At 52.5% G+C, this 19,669-nt stretch carries 16 protein-coding genes and 1 tRNA gene; all 17 read right to left on the bottom strand.

All coding sequences use genetic code 11. From position 1 onward, the window contains the following. Window positions 1–126 precede the first annotated feature (126 nt). A complete protein-coding gene (gene spo0A, locus I4V53_RS07535) occupies window positions 127–903 on the bottom strand; it encodes a sporulation transcription factor Spo0A (protein WP_195985065.1) in 777 nt (258 codons plus the stop codon). Between the two features lie 123 nt (window positions 904–1,026). Then, on the bottom strand, window positions 1,027–2,298 hold the full coding sequence (gene spoIVB / locus I4V53_RS07530) for a SpoIVB peptidase (protein ID WP_286167071.1): 1,272 nt from the start codon (window positions 2,296–2,298) through the stop codon (window positions 1,027–1,029). Window positions 2,299–2,607: 309 nt separating this feature from the next. After that, on the bottom strand, window positions 2,608–3,486 hold the full coding sequence (locus I4V53_RS07525; RefSeq protein WP_195985064.1) for an aldose 1-epimerase family protein: 879 nt from the start codon (window positions 3,484–3,486) through the stop codon (window positions 2,608–2,610). A 205-nt stretch (window positions 3,487–3,691) separates the two neighbouring features. Beyond that, window positions 3,692–4,900: an ABC transporter substrate-binding protein gene (locus tag I4V53_RS07520; RefSeq protein ID WP_353616494.1), complete on the bottom strand. Its 1,209-nt coding sequence runs from the start codon at window positions 4,898–4,900 to the stop codon at window positions 3,692–3,694. Beyond that, a complete protein-coding gene (locus I4V53_RS07515; protein ID WP_195985063.1) occupies window positions 4,897–5,712 on the bottom strand; it encodes an ABC transporter permease in 816 nt (271 codons plus the stop codon). The genes I4V53_RS07520 and I4V53_RS07515 overlap by 4 nt, the downstream gene beginning before the upstream one ends. Beyond that, a complete protein-coding gene (locus I4V53_RS07510) occupies window positions 5,709–6,527 on the bottom strand; it encodes an ABC transporter permease (protein ID WP_195985062.1) in 819 nt (272 codons plus the stop codon). Before I4V53_RS07510 ends, I4V53_RS07515 begins: the two co-directional genes overlap by 4 nt. After that, window positions 6,517–7,659, bottom strand: coding sequence for a spermidine/putrescine ABC transporter ATP-binding protein (potA, locus tag I4V53_RS07505; RefSeq protein ID WP_195985061.1), 1,143 nt, complete (start codon window positions 7,657–7,659; stop codon window positions 6,517–6,519). The genes I4V53_RS07510 and potA overlap by 11 nt, the downstream gene beginning before the upstream one ends. Window positions 7,660–8,120: 461 nt before the next feature. Next, window positions 8,121–8,936, bottom strand: a complete 816-nt coding sequence (locus I4V53_RS07500) for an energy-coupling factor ABC transporter ATP-binding protein (protein ID WP_195985059.1) — start codon at window positions 8,934–8,936, stop codon at window positions 8,121–8,123. A gap of 12 nt (window positions 8,937–8,948) precedes the next feature. Then, window positions 8,949–9,860, bottom strand: a complete 912-nt coding sequence (gene cbiQ, locus I4V53_RS07495) for a cobalt ECF transporter T component CbiQ (protein ID WP_195985057.1) — start codon at window positions 9,858–9,860, stop codon at window positions 8,949–8,951. A 186-nt stretch (window positions 9,861–10,046) separates the two neighbouring features. Continuing rightward, window positions 10,047–10,130 (bottom strand) — tRNA-Leu (locus I4V53_RS07490). 96 nt (window positions 10,131–10,226) lie between these two features. After that, entirely contained in the window at window positions 10,227–10,817 is a 591-nt protein-coding gene (locus tag I4V53_RS07485; protein WP_353616493.1) for a ribonuclease M5, read from the bottom strand. Between the two features lie 13 nt (window positions 10,818–10,830). Beyond that, window positions 10,831–11,886: a DNA polymerase III subunit delta gene (gene holA / locus I4V53_RS07480; RefSeq protein WP_195985055.1), complete on the bottom strand. Its 1,056-nt coding sequence runs from the start codon at window positions 11,884–11,886 to the stop codon at window positions 10,831–10,833. Further along, entirely contained in the window at window positions 11,886–14,030 is a 2,145-nt protein-coding gene (locus I4V53_RS07475) for a ComEC/Rec2 family competence protein (protein WP_195985053.1), read from the bottom strand. The genes holA and I4V53_RS07475 overlap by 1 nt, the downstream gene beginning before the upstream one ends. Before the next feature lie 54 nt (window positions 14,031–14,084). After that, window positions 14,085–14,609 (bottom strand): phosphoribosyltransferase family protein, encoded by a 525-nt coding sequence (locus I4V53_RS07470; protein ID WP_195985166.1) that lies wholly within the window; start codon window positions 14,607–14,609, stop codon window positions 14,085–14,087. A gap of 65 nt (window positions 14,610–14,674) precedes the next feature. Continuing rightward, entirely contained in the window at window positions 14,675–15,013 is a 339-nt protein-coding gene (locus I4V53_RS07465) for a histidine triad nucleotide-binding protein (RefSeq protein WP_195985051.1), read from the bottom strand. Window positions 15,014–15,085: 72 nt separating this feature from the next. Further along, window positions 15,086–17,719: an alanine--tRNA ligase gene (gene alaS / locus I4V53_RS07460; protein WP_195985049.1), complete on the bottom strand. Its 2,634-nt coding sequence runs from the start codon at window positions 17,717–17,719 to the stop codon at window positions 15,086–15,088. Between the two features lie 296 nt (window positions 17,720–18,015). Continuing rightward, window positions 18,016–19,620, bottom strand: coding sequence for a peptidoglycan D,D-transpeptidase FtsI family protein (locus I4V53_RS07455; protein WP_286167070.1), 1,605 nt, complete (start codon window positions 19,618–19,620; stop codon window positions 18,016–18,018). Window positions 19,621–19,669 lie beyond the last annotated feature (49 nt).

The following is a 19,669-nucleotide window of genomic DNA, read 5'->3' as shown; positions in this document are numbered from 1 at the left end:
ACAACTATTTCTTTCATCCTGTTTTCAACACAATTCATTGATATCTTTGCAAAACAAAACCTCCGCCTCGTCGAAACTTCAACAAGGCGGAGGTTTTTCCCGTAAAGCGATGCAGTTGACCCTCATTCAGCTGGCGGATTTCATATGCAGACGAAGACGGTCGCTGATCATGGCAATGAACTCGGAGTTTGTGGGCTTTCCACGGGTGTTGTGGATCGTATACCCAAAATAGCTGTTCAGAATATCAACGTCGCCGCGGTCCCAAGCCACTTCTATTGCATGACGAATGGCGCGCTCCACACGTGAACTGGTGGTTTCATACCGTTTTGCAACGCTGGGATACAGCTGCTTGGTTACTGCGTTAATAATATCCGGCGTCTCAATCGCCATGATGATGGAATCACGCAGGTAATGGTATCCTTTGATATGCGCCGGAACGCCGATCTGGTGCAGAATTTCCGTGACCTGAATTTCCAGAGAAGGCTCGTTCGCACTGCTCCTGGCGTTAGTGGAAAGCTGGCTTTCTTCCTCCATGCCAGCGAGCTGCACGATGCGCTCTGCCAAGTCCACCGCATGGAAGGGCAACACTGCAAAATAGGCTGCTCCAGAAGACATCACTTCCCTTTCAAGGGTAGGACTGGTAAAATTGGAAATGATAATGAACATTGGCTTCTGTGAGCCCAGCTTTTCCGCTGCATGCATCACACCGATACCATCCAACTGCGGCATAAACAAATCGGCAAGAACCACATTGGGATGCAATTCTTCGATCTTTTCCATCACTTTCATACCGTCTTTGGGAACGTACGTCACGTTCATACCGCATTCTTCCAAAACTCGACCGTATTCCTTTTGAAATTCCACACTGTCGTTTGATACTACTACATTTAATCGCTTTTCCATAATAAGTCCCCCTAATTGTAGATTCATTATGCCGCTATCATACCATATATTGGAAAATATGGCAATAGCTTTTGAAAAAATAATTTTTCTAATTAAGGGGAAAAATATTTTAGAACATCAAAATTACGCGCTTTGTCTCTGCAGCGTTTCTTCCACCGTTTGGCAAACCCCCAGCATATTCTCCGCAAAAATGCCGTAACCGCGCGTCGGGTCATTGACAAATACATGCGTAACCGCGCCGATCAGTTTGCCGTTTTGAATAATCGGGCTGCCGCTCATGCCCTGCACAATGCCGCCCGTTTCGCTCAGCAGCTCCGGGTCGGTGATCTTCAGAATCATGTTCTTGCTGCTTTCCGTATCGTGATAATTGATGTTTTCAATGGAAGCATTGTAATATTTTGCCTCTCCGCCGTCTACGGTCGCTAAAATCTGAACAGGACCGGTTTTTACCTCCTGCTTCATCGCGACGCAGACCGTATCGCCAACCAATCCCTGCTTCTGGGCGCTGCCATCCTTTAGTTGGCCGTAAACGCCCTGATCGCTGTTGGCATACAGCGTTCCCATTGGCATATCCGTATTAAAATAGCCTCTCAATTCTCCGGGCGCGCCTTTTTTTCCTTTGACCACGCCGTTGATCGTAACAGGCACAATTTCTCCGTTGCGCAGAGGCATCAATTCTGTGGTGTCCGTATCGCATATTCCATGTCCCAATCCCGCAAAGGAATTGGTGGCAGGATCGTAAAACGTCAATGTTCCGATGCCGGCAGTGCTGTCACGCACCCAAAGCCCGGCTTTATAGGCGCCGTCCAGCTTGGAACGTACCGGAACAAGCGTTGCTGTCTGGGACTCATGTTCCCGCTGAAACGTAACCTGCAGCGGCTGCCCCGCGCTTTCTTCCACTGCTTTGGCAACCTCCTCATTCCGGTTAACTGCATGTCCGTTCACTTCCGTAATGATATCGCCTGTTTTCAGCCCGGCAACCGCTGCCGGATTGACTGTTGCAGTCTCGCCCTGAATATCCGCCACTCCAACGACCATTACGCCGTTTGTAAACATTTTAATACCGAACGGCCTGCCGCAAAGCACCACATTTGTCTCTTCCATCACCTTTACCTGCACTGTCTTGATTGGGATGGAATGAAACAGCATCAGTTCCGCCCGATAATTTTCAGGAGCTGTGGACGTACCCGCACAAACTTCCCCTCCGTCCTGCAAACCGCGCAGAGAAACCACCCCGGAATTCCATTCCAGAGAGTTCCCCCGTGTTACGCTGTATTGATCCGGCGTAAAATAACGCGCGACGCCGACAGAAGTGGTTACAACCGCAGCAGCCATAATCACAGCGGCTGCCGCAGCCTTTGTGCGGGTTTTCCATCTTTTCTTTTCCGTTTCCAATCACTCACCTCCTTTTGCCTTTTTCCGGCGCCATAAACAGGAAAATGCAGTTGCGATATAACGCTGTTTATGAACCGGCATTTGTTACTTTGCCACGACGGCGGGAGGTTTATGATGTCAAAATTCCGTTATACTGCCGCTAACTGGGAGTTCAGCGGCGGCGAAGCGCTTTCTTGGGAGAAAACTGGCGTACATTGGATACGGCTTTAAAAAAAGGAAAACCGCTTTTTTCTGCAAACACTGAACAGGTTCTGGAAACTTTCTTTCCCTGCAGAGAATGCATTTCAAAGCGGTTTTAAAATGTAAATTTTAAAGAAGCTTTACTGTAAAAACAAACGATTTGTTTGTGCCGGGCTGCAGCAGGTTGATATGCCGTTTATGCGTAAAAACATCGTCTTCATCCGCTGCGGTGGCACAGCCCGCCCATGGCTCCAGCGCCACAAACGGCGCGTCTCCCTGCGCCGACCAAATGCCCAGCATCGGATAGCCGGAAAAATTCATCTCCACACCGTGCTCGGAAATACGGCTGCATACACGGACCGATTTAGAAACCAGCGCATCGAAAACCAGCGCGTCGTTTACGAACAGGTCATGACGCAACGGAATTTCCGCATGGTCGTCCAGAACCTTTTCGCGTTTGTTAAAATCGATCAGCCCCGTCTGCAGATCGATGGTCGGACAGAGCGCCGTTTCTTTTTTCTCAAACAAAATACTGTAATCTTCAAACGCTTCTCCCGGCATCACAGGACAACAATACGCGGGATGCCCACCGATCCCGAAGGGCATATCTTCCGCACCGCTGTTGCTTACATAAAATTCTGTCGCAAGCCCGGCCTCTGTCAAACGGTAGGTTACGCGCAGCTCAAACGAAAAAGGGTATTGCTTCTTCGTCTCTTCTGAATCCCGCAGGGAAAATGTAACGAAATCCTTCCCGGAATCCAGAACTGCATGCTCCAGATTGCGCGCAAAGCCGTGCCGCTTCATCATGAAAGGTTTTCCCTTCATAATGGTTTCCCCATTGCGCACGGCGCCAACTGTGGGAAACAAAATGGGCGCACGCCCGCTCCAGAAGGCCGGATCACCCTGCCAGAGGTATTCGACGCCCTCCGCATTTTTATGGCTCATCAGCTGTGCGCCAAGAGATTCCACCTCTGCGCTTCCCCACTCATTTTGAATCCTGATCAGCATAATAAACCTCCCCTTCCTGTATTTTATTGCTTCTATTGTATCATTTCCCTGACTGCTGCGCAACGAAAAAAGAGACTGTCTTATAATTTACAGAATACACAAAAAAATAAGCTAAATTCGACGATCCCCCTGTCAGAAGCAGGGGGATCGCTCTTATCTTGTTAATATTTTATGCAGGACGTGCATTATCATCCTGTCATTCTTGTTATTGCAATTCTCTTTTTGCTTTCCGTTTCTTATAGATCACAATCGCGAGGTACAGCAAAAGAAAGCCCGCCAAAACCGCCACCAGGGTCGCCGTTTCCCCGGGGCCTCCCATCTTGACCTCTGCCCAGAGCTTGTCCAGCAGGATACTGGTTTCCTCCGGCAGATTGACAAAAACCTCGGAATTATCCAGAATCTCTTTTGGCGGATAGAAAATCGGATTCTCCACCGTTTCTTCCGGGAGCAGCTCCTTCGCCGCTGTTTCCGGCGTTGAATAGCCGATGTAGTCCACATTGGCCGCAGCAATTTCCGGGTCGCAGAGGAAATTGATGTACTCCTCCGCCTCTTTTTTGTGCTTCGCTCCCTTGGGAATACAGAGCGCATCCACAAAAAAGTTGGTTCCCTCCTTGGTTGGAATCGCAAATCCAATGTCCGGATTGTCGTCCACCAGGGTGGCGGCGTCGCCCGCGTAGTAAGGCGCCAGCCATGCGTCTCCGCTGGCCATCTTGTCAAAAATCTGATCCATGACGTATGCCTGTACCAACGGCTTTTGTTCCTTCAAAAGTGCGGCGGCATCCTCCCATTCCTTTTCATTGGTCGAGTTGAAGGAATAATCCAGGCGTTTTTGTGCAATGCCAAAGGAATCGCGTGGATTGTCAAACATCAGGATCTTTCCAGCGTAGTCCGGATTCCAGAGAATGCTCCAGCTGTCCACCGTCTCCTGGACATAGTTTTTGTTGTAAAAAACACCTACGACGCCCCAGGTGTACGGCACGGAATACTCGTTGGTCGGATCGTAATCCGGATTGCGGTACTGTTCATCGATATACTGGAAATTGGGGATGCTATCAAAATTCAGCTTTTCCAGATAGCCCTCCTGCAGCAGCTTGGAAACCATGTAGTCCGACGGAACGATGACGTCGTAATTGGCCCCGCCGCCGGCCAACTTGGAATAGAGGGATTCATTTGTGTCAAAGGTCGTGTAGTTGACATCGATTCCCGTACGCCGGGTAAATTCCGCGTTGACATCCAGCGTATCGTCAACGCCATTGGAGATATATTCGCCCCAGTTGTAGACGTTGATGGTCACGCCGCGCTTGGGAGCTGCCTCTTCTTCCGGTGTTTCCTCCGTCGCCATGGCGGATACCGGCATTCCCAGAATCAGAACAGCCGCAGTCAGCAGAGCGGCGATCCGTTTTTGAAACGTCACGACTCCACCGCCTTTCCCTCTTCCAGGCGCTTCTCTCTCGACTGCCGCAGATTGATAATCAGAAGCAGCAGGAGCACCGCTGCAAAGAGCAAAGTCGACAGCGCGTTAATCTCCGGGCTGATACGCTTCCTGGTCATGGAGTAAATGTAGATTGGCAGGGTCTGCGTGGTGCCGCTGGTAAAATAGCTGATGATAAAGTCGTCGATGGACAGCGTAAACGCCATGATCATGCCGGTAATAATTCCCGGGGAAATCTCCGGTAATACGACTTTAAAGAATGCGTGCAGCGGATTGCAGCCCAGGTCCTGCGCCGCCTCATACAAATGAGAATCCATCTGTCGCAGCTTTGGCAGCACCGACAGAATAACATAGGGCAAACAGAACGTGATATGCGCCAGAATCAGGGACACCATTCCCAGAGATAAACCGCCCATTTTCTGTGCCACAAAAACAAACAGCAGCATCAGAGAAACGCCGGTGACGATCTCCGGGTTGACCATGGGCAGATTTGTCAGATTCATCATCATGCGTCTGGCCAGCTTATTGTTGATACCGTTAATACCGATCGCCGCCACGGTTCCCAAAATGGTGGCGACGACCGCGGCCACAACGGCGATAATCAGGGTATTTTTCAGCGCTTCCATAATCATCCGGTCCTCAAACAGGCGGGTATACCATTTCAGTGAAAAACCCGACCAGACCGAACGGCTCATGGTATTGGAATCGTTAAAGGAAAAAATGATCAATACAAAAATCGGCGCATACAGGAACAGGAAGACAAGAGCTGTATATACCTTGGAAATTGTTTTCATATCATCAGCCCTCCCCCGTGCTCTTCGCCGTCGTCAAACTGGTTCATGATGCCCATGCAAATTAAAATCAGAACCATCAGCACCAGAGAGATAGCGGAACCCAGATTGGGGTTGTAGGCGCTCCCCAGGAACTGCATATCAATGAGGTCGCCGATCAACAGGTTTGCACCGCCGCCCAGCATTTTGGAAATGATAAACGTACTGACAGCGGGAACAAATACCATGGTGATCCCGGAAATTACGCCCGGCATGCTGAGCGGAAGGATCACCTTCCTGAATACGCGGCCCTGGTTGGCGCCCAGGTCCTGCGCCGCCTCGATTACGGAGTGATCCATCTTTGCCAGAACCGAATAAAGCGGAAGGATCATGTAAGGGATGTAATTATAAACCATTCCCAGTACCACCGCGCCCGCGGTATTGATCATATGAAATTTGGGAAATCCCAGGGAGGCGATTACCGTATTAATAATGCCGTTGTCTTCCAGAAGCGTCATCCAAGCATAGGTGCGCAGCAGGAAGTTCATCCACATCGGCAGCATGACCAGCATGATCAAAACGCTTTGCGCCCGCATACCGGAACGCGAGATAATGTATGCCAGCGGATAACCGATCAAAAGACTGATCGCCGTGGCAATCGCCCCCAGCCAGATGGAACGCAAAAACACATTGGAGTACTGTCCGACTGCGGCAATATTGGAAAACGTAAAATTGCCGCTTTTATCGGTAAACGCAAAAATAACGACCAGAATCATCGGAACCACGATGAAAATAGAAACCCAGATGCCATAGGGCACTGAAGCAGTTTTAGACTTCATCCTCTTCTTCGGCCTCCCTCTGTTCCGAGGCCTGGATATCCTCGTCCATTTCGTCGCTGAATGTACTGTAATCGCCGAACATGCCGGAATATTCCGATTTCTTCATGATATGGATATCATCCGGCTGCAGCACCAGTCCAATCTTTTTTCCTTCCTCCTGATAATCCGTGGATTGGATCATCCACTTAAAGCCCTTGACGTCCACGATGATCTCATAATGCACGCCTTTGAAAGTGACGCTGGTGACCATTCCGGACAGCAAGCTCTGTTCCGGCTCCACCACGTCAATATCCTCCGGCCGGATGACGACGTCCACCGGCTCCTTGGGAGAAAATCCTTTATCCACGCATTTGAATTTCTGCCCGGCAAATTCCACCAGGTAATCCGCATGCATTACGCCGTCCAATATGTTGCTTTCACCGATAAAGTCCGCGACAAAGGCATTTTTAGGCTCATTATAGATATCCTGCGGCGTACCGATCTGTTGGATTTCGCCCTTGTCCATCACGACAACCGTATCCGACATGGAGAGCGCTTCCTCCTGATCATGCGTGACAAAAATAAAGGTGATGCCGGTCTGCTGCTGAATCTTCTTCAGCTCCACCTGCATATCCTTGCGCAGCTTCAAGTCCAGCGCGCCCAGCGGTTCGTCCAAAAGCAGGACCTTTGGATGATTCGCCAAGGCACGGGCAATCGCCACGCGCTGCTGCTGTCCGCCGGAGAGCAGATTGACATTACGGCGTGCAAAGCCATTCAAATTCACCATGTTGAGCAGGTCGTGGACAGTTTGCTTAATTTCCTTTTCGGATTTGCCGTGCACCCGCATGCCAAACGCCACATTTTCGTAAACATTCAGATGCGGAAACAACGCATATTTCTGGAAAATCGTATTGACTTCCCGTTTATGCGGCGGCAGATCGTTGATTTTCTTGCCATTGAAAAAAACATCGCCACTGTCCGGTTTGACAAAGCCGCCCACAATCCGCAGGGTTGTGGTCTTTCCACAGCCGGAAGGCCCCAGCAGCGTGACAAACTCCCCGCCCCGGATACTGAGGTTAAAATCCTTCAGCACAGACTCCCCGTCAAACGAAACCGCGATGTTTTTCAGCTCAATGATTGGTTTTTCTCCCATTTTAATGTGCATCCCCTTTGCGGTTAAAATAGTTACGTTATAGCCAGGCAGATCAGCCTGTGGTTAAAACGCAATCCCAGCTTTGCCGTCGCCATTGCCCTCCGCAAAGGATTTTTCACAATCAAAGCTGACTGCGGCAATGAAGCAAAGCCGAATATATAGTTAGATGCAAACGCAACGAATCTAATATAGTAGGTAAATCGTGATTTGTCAATATTTTATTCCATTTTTCTGCAAAAAACCCGTATTTTTTCAATCTATCCTTTCAATACATCAAATTTTCTCTGGTTTTCTTGTGTATTCTCCTTGATTTGCCGTTTCAATTCTGAACACATTGTGAACATTGTAACAGACCGTTTTCCGCACTTTCCTCTAGAAAAAAACGCACACTGCAAAAAATCCACAGAGCTAAATCGCCCTGTGGATTCTATAAAATCTAATTATATTGAGCCTTTAAACCATCATTGTTTCCTCTTGATTGCAGCTGTAAACTCCTCTACCGTGCGGGGCAACGGTGTAAGGCCCAGGGCTTCTCCCACCCGGTACAAAATGGGCTGTTCCAAATTGCATTTCTGTAAAAGCGCCTTGTCTGCAAATACGGTTTCCGGGGGTGCGTCTGCCGCCAGGCTGCCCGCATGGAATACCAGGACGCGCTCCGCCCAACGCCATACAAAATCCACATGATGCGTCGTCACCACCAAGGCCAATCCTTTTGCACTGAGCATATGCAACGTCTGCTCCAACCGCTTTGTATTAGCCGGATCGAGACTGGAGGTCGGCTCGTCCAGCAGCAGCATCTCCGGTTCCATGGCCAACACGTCGGCAATGGAAACGCGCTTCTTTTCCCCGCCAGAAAGATACTGCGGCGCACGCTCCCGCAGCGGTTCCAGTTGCAGCATCCTGATCGATTCATCGACGCGCCGCCGTACATCGGCTTCCTCCAGTGAAAGGTTCATCGGGCCAAAACTGATCTCCTCCTCCACAGTACCTGCCAGAAGCTGCTCGTCCGGGTCCTGGAAGACCAATCCCACGCCGCGGCGCAAACGGTTTAATTCCTTTTCCTTCCTCCCCACAGCGGAGCCGGAAAAGAAAACGCTCCCCTTTTGAGGGAATAAAACGCCGTTGGCAAGCAGAAAAAAAGTGGACTTTCCCGCCCCATTGTTGCCAAGAACCGCCACTTTTTCTCCCTTGTGAATGGATACAGACACATCGGTCAAAGCCTCCCGACCCTTTTCATAGGCGTATGAAACATGATCAAAACAAATAATCTCACGCATAACTTCACCCCGTCAATCGATTAAGACAACCAGCACCGTCGTTCCCACAAGAAGTGCGCTGAACAAAACAGCGCCCGAGGCTGTGACCGGCTTTTTCTTCGATAAAAACCGGATTTCACCCGTATAGCACCTGCTTTCCATTGCATCAAAACAGGCGCCGGCTTTTTTAAAACTGCAGGCCAGCAAATTCCCATACAGGCAACCCATTGTTCGGATGCTTTGCCGCAGGCTGACAAACCCCAGCCGGCTGGCCGCCGCATCCCTGCGGTTCCGGTAGGTGGACAAAAGAATGAATATGTACCGGTACATGAGGACCGCCAACTCGATCACCACGGATGGCACATGCGCTTTGCGCAAAACTGCGAGGATTTCCGGCATGGGGGTGGATAGACTAAGAAAATAGAGGCAACTGACAGCACCAAGCGACCGGGCCAGTACAATCCGCGTGGAAGATTGCACTGTAGCCGTCATCGTGAGATATCCGCCAAAGCAAGGAATATTCCATATTCCTATTGGGCTATGGGAAAAATCCCACAGGAGCACCAGTCCGCTGAGCAGCAAAAAAACAGCCGGTAAACGAAACAGCGAAAAATACGCATGCAAAGACGTTCCGCCCACTCCCATATTCAGAGCCGCCAATACCGCAAACAGTACCAGAGGCGGCCACAGGCTTTGGGAACAAACACATAGAATTAACAGCAAAAGAGTCCCCCAAACCTTCAGTACGGCGTTTTCCGCGGCAAATCGGGAACGACGTGCCAGTACATCAATGCTCAAAACACCATCGTGATGATGGCGCCCAAACAAAAGAAAAATGGTTCCGGTCACGAGGCTGACTGCAATCTGTACGGCGAAAGGGACTGCACCTTGCATAAGACACCACATGACAAAAGCGGCCAGAATCGCAGTAATCACAACCTTCATCTCCTTTGAAACACATGGCATAGGTTCCGGTTTTCTCTTTCAATTTTTGTACTGCCAGATCATATGGAAATTTATCTCTTTGCACTTTTTCAAGTATAAATAAAGCATCTTAACTGATTTTAACTTTCAAATAAAAAAATAAAAGCTCTGATCCCCAACATTCATGCGGGTTTCAGAGCTTTCAGTTGGTGCGCGAGACGAGACTTGAACTCGTACGTCATAGACACACGCCCCTCAAACGTGCCTGTCTGCCAGTTCCAGCACTCGCGCGACTCAGCGTGAATTATTATAGCACTTTTAATCGTAGCTTGTCAATATGTCATTGGTATTTTTTATAAATTCTTTTCCTCACGATTTGGGGAAGCCCTACAGTTTTTCTACAATTTTGCAGAACTGTTTATAATCCATCAGGCTATTCAGCACCTTTACCAGGGAATTCGGCGCAAGATGCTCCGGAAGATTGAGCGCCTGCAACAGTTTTTTTCTTTTCTGCGCGCTGTTTTCTCCACCGGACAAGCCCATTTCAAACAGGTCGGTTTTTGTAATCAACCGTTTTTCCGCTTCCGAATCGGATTCGTCGCAAAAAACGCCTGCACGCTGCAGCGCTTCCAGCAAAACTTCCTTCGGAATGCCCTCCACTCCCAGCTTACCTTCCTTGGAAGGCTGGTCCTTTCGCCGTTCCTTTCCAAAGATGTCCGGTACATATGCGTGCCGGATCTGCTCTTTTGGAATCGCACCAGTGAGATAATTGCGGATGACAAAGCCCGCCGCGTCGCTATCCGTCAGTACCAGAATTCCCCGCGTTTCGGCAAGCCGGCGAATCATCGCCATCTGCTTTTTATCTTTAAATATCTGGAAACCATTCGTTTCAATGATGGTTCCGTCGATCAGCGACGACAGCTTGATTTTATCATATTTGCCTTCCACGATAATCGCTTCTTTTATCTTCAGCCGCACGGCCTGTTCCCTCCTACATCGCCTGTTTCTCCTGCTCCGCAATCAACAGGAGCTTCGCAATCAGCTTTTCCATCACGGTCCGCCGGTTTCCCCGGGCGCTCTTTAACGCGACGTCCGCCTCCAGCAGCGCGTCCAGGCTTTGCCGCAACATCTCCATGGAAAAACGCCCGCCGTCGCGTTCCGCATTTCGCAAACGAAAATCTTTCCCCTTGTAATCAAAATATTTCGCCGGAGCCAATGCACTCTGTCCGCTCTGGATGGCGGCACGTACACGGTACAGGTCCAGATATGCACTGGAGAGTACAGCCAGCACAGAGACCGGCTCCTCGTTTTGATAAAACAGGAGATCTAAAATGGAATACGCCTTGTCGTACTCCCCTGCCACAATGGCGCGGGAAAGTAAAAAAACGGTCGTTTCCAGATTTTTGGTCACCAGCTCTTCAATCATTTTGAGCGTAATCTCTCCTCCACCCGCAAAGGAGCAGAGCTTCTCCAGCTCGTTAAAGAGCATTTGCAGGTCGTTTCCGCAGTAGCTGACAATCTTGGCGGCATCCGCCCGAGAGAGCTCACAATGCCGCTTGGACGCCGCCGCACAAAGCAGCTTTTGCAGGTCGGGTCCGCTCTTCCGCTGGAACTGCACGGTGCAGCCCGCTTTGTTGACCGCGGCCAACAGCTTCTTCCATTTGGCAGATTTTTTATAATCAATCAGGACCGACGGCAGATAAAAAATCAGGACTGTACTGGATGGTACGCTGTCCAGCAGTTCATACAGCTTGGAAAGGTCCTGCGCGTTACGCGATTCCGCGTCAAAGTCTGTTACCGCAACACATTTTCGTTCTGCAAAAAGGGGCAGCGCCTCCACCGCGTTGGCCAGCGCGTCAATGGAAACCGATTCGCCGTCCAGCTTCTGCATGTTAAAATCCTGGAAGGCATCCCCACTGGCTTTACGCATCAGCCGGTCGGCGCTGCGCTTTAACAGATATTTTTCTTCTCCATGAAGCAAATAGAGATTGGCAAAGTTGTTTTGCTCAATCTGCTTTTTCAGCTCCGCTTCCGTCAGTTCCGGCATCAAATATCCCTCCTGATTTTAACCGTCTTTTCACCGGTAATTTCCAATATAATGGGACCCTCGTCCATATTATGAGCGTAGCCCTCGCTGCCAGCCTTTAAAACAGCTGCGCCGCTGGTCAGGTACACGGCAAAATCGGCACTTCTCCAGTCCTCCGGGGCATCTGCAACTTCCTTTTTTCCCGGCAGCAGCAAAACGCTTACACCGTTTGTCTCCAATAAGGCAACTCCATCCTGTGTTTCAATCGAAACGCTGCCCCATAATTCCGCCCGCGCAGCATTTTTGTAAGAAACCAATTTCTTCACGCGGTCCTGCTGTTTTTGCAACAGGTCATCCATATAGGCGCCGGAGGGCAACACAAGCTGTTCCGCTGGAAAGGTCTGCAAAACCGCAGCGGCATTGCCCGCCTCCTGTCCGAAATTGGAAAAGAGCTCCACATAATCCAGACCGGTCACTCCCTGCCCTTTCAAATAGCTTTTCACCGGGATCGCAGAATAGCCACAGCAGCCGATCAACGCAGACCGTCCATCCCTGGTCACCGCAACAGAAAGGCCTTCTCCCACGTCCAAAACGGCGATACGCGTCACACCGCGCATGGACAGCTGATAGGAGTACACACCGGTCAACAGTAGAATAACAGACAGCCATACAGCGGTATGCGCCAGCCGCTTTGGCTTTCCCAGCCAAAGCGCAGCGCCTGTCAATGCCAGCACAGCGGCAATCCATAGAAGAACAAATCCGGCGGAAGCTGGCAGGCTGGCATAGGGAATCTCTGACAAAGCGCGTACACAGGCGCATAAATATTTGGCGATCCATCCCGCTGCAAAGGCGAACGGCATTGCAGCCAGTGTATACGGCAGGACCAAGTACAGAACCGCCGCGCCCAACGCAAACTGCAGCATAAACGTGGCGGGCCAGAGCGCCAGCAAATTGGCAAGAAACGCGATGATGGAAACATTGTGAAAGGTCAGCGCCATAACCGGAAGCGTAAACAGAATCGCACTGACGCTGGTTCCCAAACCGGAATTGACGGCATGGAAAAACCGTCTCCAGATTCCCTGCTTCGGCGCAAATCGATCCAACCAGCGAGCCGCAGGCCGCGCCAGCAAAATCAATCCCAAGGTGGCTGAAAAAGAAAGCAAAAGTCCAATATCGGCCGCCGCATAGGGATTAATCAGGCAGAGAATCCAGACTGCCAGTCCCAGTGAATTCAAGGAATCCGCCCGATGTGAAAGGATCTGCCCGGCCAGAAACAGCAGGCACATCACGCCGCTGCGGGAAGCCGAGGGCACAAAGCAGGTCACCGCCATAAACCCCAGCACCGCAAAGGACGTCAAAAACGCGGCAAGCTTTCTTGGAAGCCGCAGCGTCAGAAACAGTGTGAAAAACAACTGCATGATGATCGCCATATGCAGTCCAGAAACCGCCATCAGATGCGACAATCCGACTGTTCGAAAGTCTTCCGTCAGCTCCGGCGAAATCCCGGTCTTGTCCCCCAGCAGCACGCCGCGCAGCAGACCAGCTTCCTCCTCCGGAAGCATCGTATTGAGCGCGTCGCCCATCGCGGACCGCAGCTGCAAAATATAGTAGTTGAGCGGCTTTTCCGTCGGCGGTAAAATAGCAAACGGCTCATACTCGTACAAGAACGCCAACAGGGAAACATCCTGAGATGCATAATATGCGCGGGAGGAAAAGCCTGTCCCGCCCGAGGGGATATAAAAATGCACCTTGCCCTCGAACCGTGAATAGGGCTCTGCCGTAAAGCCGTTTTGCATGGACAGCCTTATTTGAAAATCCATTGGTTCCCCATCCACAGACGTTACCTGTACCACGCAATAGCTCCGATCGTACCGGCGATAGGGCTGCTCCTGCAGCACGCCGGTTATGACGGCGTCCGCCTCTCCCAATGTCTGCTCCAGCTGCACCGGCTGTGCGGCAAAAGCTGAAAAACATCCAAATGCCATTGCCGCCGTACACAATGCGACTGGAAACACACCGATCCGCAGGCGGGGAAGCAAAAGACTTGCCGCGCCGAAAAGCAAGAAGACGCACGCAAGGACCATCGACCATCGTGCGCCAAGAAAAACGGCGGCCACCAGCACCAGCAGATATGTAAATCCAACCAGCGCAAATGGCCGCCGCATAAGCCTTCCTCCTTACGGACGTATTCCGTCCGGGATATGCCAACCGCGTTCCGCTTATTTCTTCGCAAACAGCGGCAGCGGCTCCAGGAATACAATATCTGTCCGGTCCGCCGCGTCGCCTTCTGCAAGCACGCAGGCACGGCCCACGATCTCACCGCCAAACTGCTTGACCAGGTCCTCCATCGCCGCGAGGGATTCTCCTGTGCTGATGACGTCGTCCACGATCAGCACGCGTTTACCGTTTAAACCCTTGTAATCGTCCTCCGCCAAATACAGCTTCTGCACATGATCCGTGGTGATAGACTTTACCTCCACATGGATCGGGTTGCGCATGTACGCCTTTACGCTCTTACGGGCCACAATGTACTTGCGGCAGCCCTGACGCGCCATCTCATAGCAGAGCGGGATTCCCTTTGTCTCCGCGGTAACGACAACGTCGTGCGCCGGACACTTTTCCAGCAGCGCCGCCGCCGTTTTTTCCGTGATTTCCACGTCGCCCAGCATGACGAACCCGGCGATGTCCAAATGCTCGTCGATAGGACAGATGGGCAGGTCGCGTTCACAGCCCGCAATGTTCATATGATAATACTGTTCGCTCAAAATGATCAGCCTTTCTACATATCAATAAGGTCGCCCGTTCTGCATCAGCCCGGAGGCCACGCCATGGAACGGCCGCCCAACAGGTGGAAATGCATGTGCAGCACCGATTGACCGCCGTCTTTCCCCACGTTGGTCACCACGCGCCAGCCCTGGTCCAGCTGCAATTCTGCCGCCAGCTTAGCCGCAATTTCAAAGATATGCGCAACAATCGCACTGTTCTCTGCTGTGATTTCCGTTGCGGAGCCAATGTGTTCCTTCGGGATCATCAAAATGTGCACCGGCGCCTGCGGGTCCAAATCGTAAAAAGCCAACACCCGATCATCTTCATACGCTTTATTGCTGGGAATTTCTCCCGCTGCAATTTTACAGAAAATACAATCCACGATCCATTCCCTCCTTTGTATTCCATGTTTCTATTTTATTGTAGCACAACGCCAAAACAAGCGCAAGAAAGCTTATTGCGCAACCATTCCCGCAACGATTTCTTCCGCAGCCGCGAGCGCCTCGTCCAACTTGGTCAGATCCTTCGCGCCAGCCATTGCAAAGTCCGGCTTTCCGCCGCCGTTGCCGCCCGCAACCTTTGCCACTTCGCGCACAATTTTGCCTGCGTTGAGGCCCTTTTCCAGCGCGTTTTTGCCGACAGTCACCGCGATATTGGCCTTGCCGTCATGGGTTGCAGCCAACACGGCGACCATGTTCGGTGCGTTTTCACGCACCTTGTCGCACATGGTACGCAGGGCGTTCGGCTCCGTCGCGGAGAACAGCGCCGTAATCACACGCACACCGTTTACCATCTTGGCGCCTTCAAACAGGCCGTTGATCTGCATATCGGCCAGCTTGGCATTCAGGGATTCGATCACACGGTCCTTCTCCTTAAGCTCCGCGGTCATCTGCTCCGCGCGCTGTACCAGACCTGCCGCGGAACCCGCCTTCATTGCTGATGCAATCGCATTGAGCTCCTCCAGCTTGCCGTTCATATAGTGCAGCGCGTTCATACCGGTGACGGCTTCCATACGGCGCACGCCCGCCGCAACCGAGCTTTCGGACACAATCTTGAACAGGCCGATTTTACCGGTGTTGTCCACATGCGTACCGCCGCAAAACTCTCTGGAGAAATCGTCCACGGATACCACACGGACAACATTCCCATATTTTTCACCGAACAAGGCCATCGCGCCCAGCTTCTTTGCCTCCTCGATCGGCATCTCGCGGCAATCCACCGCCGTTCCGTTCAGGATTACATTGTTGACAATGGTTTCCACGCGGCACAGCTCCTCCGCTGTCAGCGCAGAGAAATGTGTAAAGTCAAAGCGCACCACATTTTCGTCCACCAGCTGGCCCGCCTGTTCGACATGGTCGCCCAGCACTGTGCGCAGCGCCGCCTGCAGCAGATGCGCCGCGGTGTGGTTGCGCATAATGGCACGGTGGTTCTCCGGATTGCCCTCTGTCTCCACACGGTCTCCGACCGCAATGACGCCGGCCTGCACCGTACCGTGGTGAATGTAGTTCTTCGCATGGTTTTTGGTCGTCTGGTCAACGGCGATCAGCGCGTTTTCAGAGGAAATCGGTCCCACGTCGCCAACCTGGCCGCCGCTCTCCGCATAGAAGGTGGTCTGGTCCAGGATCAGCGCAATCTCGTCGCCCGCTGTGGCGGAATCGACGCGCTCTCCGTCCTTGAGAATCGCCAGAACGGTCGCCGGGGTGCTGGCCAGTTCGTAACCCAGGAATTTTGTCTCCGGAATGTCAGCCAGAATATCGTTTTCGCCGGCCCAGGCGTCCGCACCGGCATTTTTACGGGCGTTTCTCGCGCGCTCGCGCTGCTCCTGCATCAACTCGTGAAAGCGCTCTTCGTCCACGCTTATGCCGCGTTCCGCAACGATCTCCTTTGTCAGGTCGAGCGGGAAACCGTAGGTGTCGTTCAGACGGAACGCATCCTCGCCGGAAAGAACCTCGCCGCTGTGGTTTTCAATCAGGTTGTTGAGAATCTGCAGCCCCTGGTCGATGGTTTTTGCAAAGCTCTCCTCTTCCACGTTGATGAGCTTCAGAATCATCGCGCGCTTCTCCTCCAGCTCCGGATATGCGCCCTTGTTCTCCGCAATGACCGTCTCCGCCACTTCCGCCAGAAAGCTGCGGTCGATGCCGAGCAAGCGGCCATGACGCGCGGCGCGGCGCAGTAAACGGCGCAGGACATAGCCGCGTCCCTCGTTGGACGGCATGACGCCGTCGCCGATCATAAAGGTGGTGCTGCGGATATGATCCGTAATCACGCGCAGGGAAATGTCCTTCTTATCGTCGTCGCCGTACTTTACGTCCGCAATACGGCAGATATGCTGCATGATCTTCTGCATGGTATCGACCAGGAACAGGTTGTCGACGCCCTGCATGATGCAGGCCAGACGCTCCAGTCCCATTCCGGTGTCAATATTCGGATGCTCGATCGGCGGATAGTTGCCTTTTCCGTCGCTGTCGAACTGTGTAAAGACAACGTTCCAGAACTCCACATAGCGGTCGCAGTCGCAGCCGACGCCGCAGGTGGGGCTGCCGCAGCCGTACTTCTCGCCGCGGTCAAAATAGATTTCGGAGCAGGGGCCGCAGGGGCCGGAGCCGTGCTCCCAGAAATTGTCCTCCTTGCCCAGGCGGACAATGCGGTCGGGCGAAACGCCGACCTCCTTGGTCCAGATGTCAAACGCCTGGTCGTCGTCCAGATAAATCGTCACCCAGAGCTTGTCCTCCGGCATCTCCATCACTTTGGTGCAGAATTCCCACGCCCAGGCGGTCGCTTCGGATTTAAAATAATCGCCAAAGGAGAAATTGCCCAGCATTTCAAAGAAGGTGCCGTGACGCGCCGTGACGCCCACGCGCTCAATATCCGGTGTGCGGATGCACTTCTGGCAGGTCGTCACACGCTTACGGGGCGGCGTGACCTCGCCGGTAAAATACTTTTTCATCGGCGCCATGCCGGAATTGATGAGCAGGAGACTGTTGTCGTCCTTCGGAACCAGCGAAAAGCTGGGAAGGCGCAGATGTCCCTTGCTTTCAAAATAGGCCAGAAATTTCTCGCGCAACTCGTTTAAACCAATCCACTGCATGTTAAAAACTCCCATCTCTGCAAAAAAATAAGGCTCTCCCGTCCGCATGGGACGGAATAGCCCGTGGTACCACCCAAATTGCGTCTTTCGACGCCACTTTCACCCCTTAACGCGGGAAACGCCGCGGTTCATCGCCGCAGAGCTCCGGGCTGGCCGCCGACCGCCGCCCTGTGCAGATCCCTTTCAGCCGGGGAGATCCTCTCTTTTGCACAGCAAACGCAGCTTGGCCCTTCATCGCCTGTTCCTATTTCAGATAGATTTATTATAATCGCGGCAACCCGGAATGTCAACTCCTTTTAACCGTTCACCGGCAGCGCATCCGCAATATCCTTAAACACCGGGCCGCAGGTTGCGCCGCCGCCCGTTCCGCCCTCCCCCATGATGGTGATTACATATCTGGGATTGTCCTGCGGATAGTAGCCCACCACCCAGGAAATCACTTCTTCCACGCCGTCCACAAACTTCCCCGTCTGGGCCGTCGCCGTCTTCGCGCCCGCACCGCCTTTGAGCGGCTTGAACTTCTTGCTGGTCCCTTCCTCGATGGACTGCTCCATAAAACTGCGCAGAAGCGATGCGGTATGCTCAGTGATCACCCGCTTGCTCTTCGGTACAGAAACCTTTTGGATATACTCCTGGTTTTCATTGACAAAACCCTCGTAGAGGCTGGGCGCCGTATATTCTCCGCCGCTGCAGATGGCGTTGACCATCCCGGCGATCTGCAGCGGCGTGGCGGTGAGGTCACCCTGCCCAAAGGAGAAATTTGCCAGCGCTTTGGGAATTTTCAGGCTGTCCAGCGTCGGCAGGTTTCCCTCCGCCGTGTGGAAACCCGGCGCAATCTCAATATCGCTGCCAAAGCCAAAATTGCGCGTAATGGAGAGGAACTGCGACGGCGGCAGCATCTGCATCAGGTTGACAAAATAGGTGTTGCAGGACTGCGCGATGGCGCGGCACATATCCTCTTCCCCGTGAACCTTGGAATTGACGCAGTGAAACACGCCGTCGGAAACCTGAATGCCTCCCGTACAGTTGTATTGCGTGTCCGGGGAAATTCCGTATTCCAGCGCGGCGGCGGCGGAATCCAGCTTAAATACGGAACCGACGCTGTATGCCGCTGTGGCGCGGTTCAGCAGCGGCGCGTCCGCATCATCCAGAACGGCGGCGACGTCGTACGGGTCGAAGTCCGGAAGGCTGACCATCGCGCGGATTTTGCAGCTGGGTACCTCCGTCACGACGACCGCGCCCTTTTGCAGGTGCTTCTTTGCCGCATGCTCGGCAATCTGCTGAATCTCCCGGTCCAACGTGAGGACCACGCCGCGCCGCTTCAGGAAGGTCGTGTCGTTGATTTTTTTGTCCTCGCCCGCCAGCGCGCGATTCATCGCGTCCACCCGGTAGGAAACCGTGATGCCGCCCTGTTCTTCCGTAAGCTGCTGGTCAAAGAGCTTTTCTATGCCGGAGACCCCTTCCCCTGCGCCGTTTAAATATCCGATGGTATGAACGGCAAGCGGTTTTTCCGCATACCGTTTGTCAATACGGAACAAGTCCGCGCCGTCTGCTGTGAACGGCTCATCCACCTTTAAAACAAAGGGCATTCCCGCCGTCAGGGACGGATAGACCTCCGCCATTTCCTCTTGTGTCAAAACATTGCTCAGTGCCGCGGCGTCCTCGATTGTCGGTACGATTGCCGCGGCGTACTCTGACTCTTCCCCCGTAAAGCCGCGCAGCTTGCAATCGTAAATTGCACCGCGCGTTTTGGTAACCTGCAGCTGGTAACTGCTCTGCCGCTCCGCCGTCTGCGCCAGTCTGGTGCCGCTCGCCACCGTAAACACGCTCAGCACGGTGATCAGCAGCCCTGCCATCAGAAACAGAAAAAAAGCTGTCGTCCGTTTCAAAATCCGTTCCATACGTTCCTCCCGTCCTTGCTGCCATATAAAAACATCCTCTTTCTAGTAT

Source organism: Clostridium sp. D33t1_170424_F3 (assembly GCF_015667585.1).
Classification (GTDB): domain Bacteria; phylum Bacillota; class Clostridia; order Oscillospirales; family Acutalibacteraceae; genus Anaeromassilibacillus.
The sequence above is the reverse complement of the archived record's forward strand: the minus strand, read 5'-3'. Positions and strand labels throughout refer to the sequence as shown.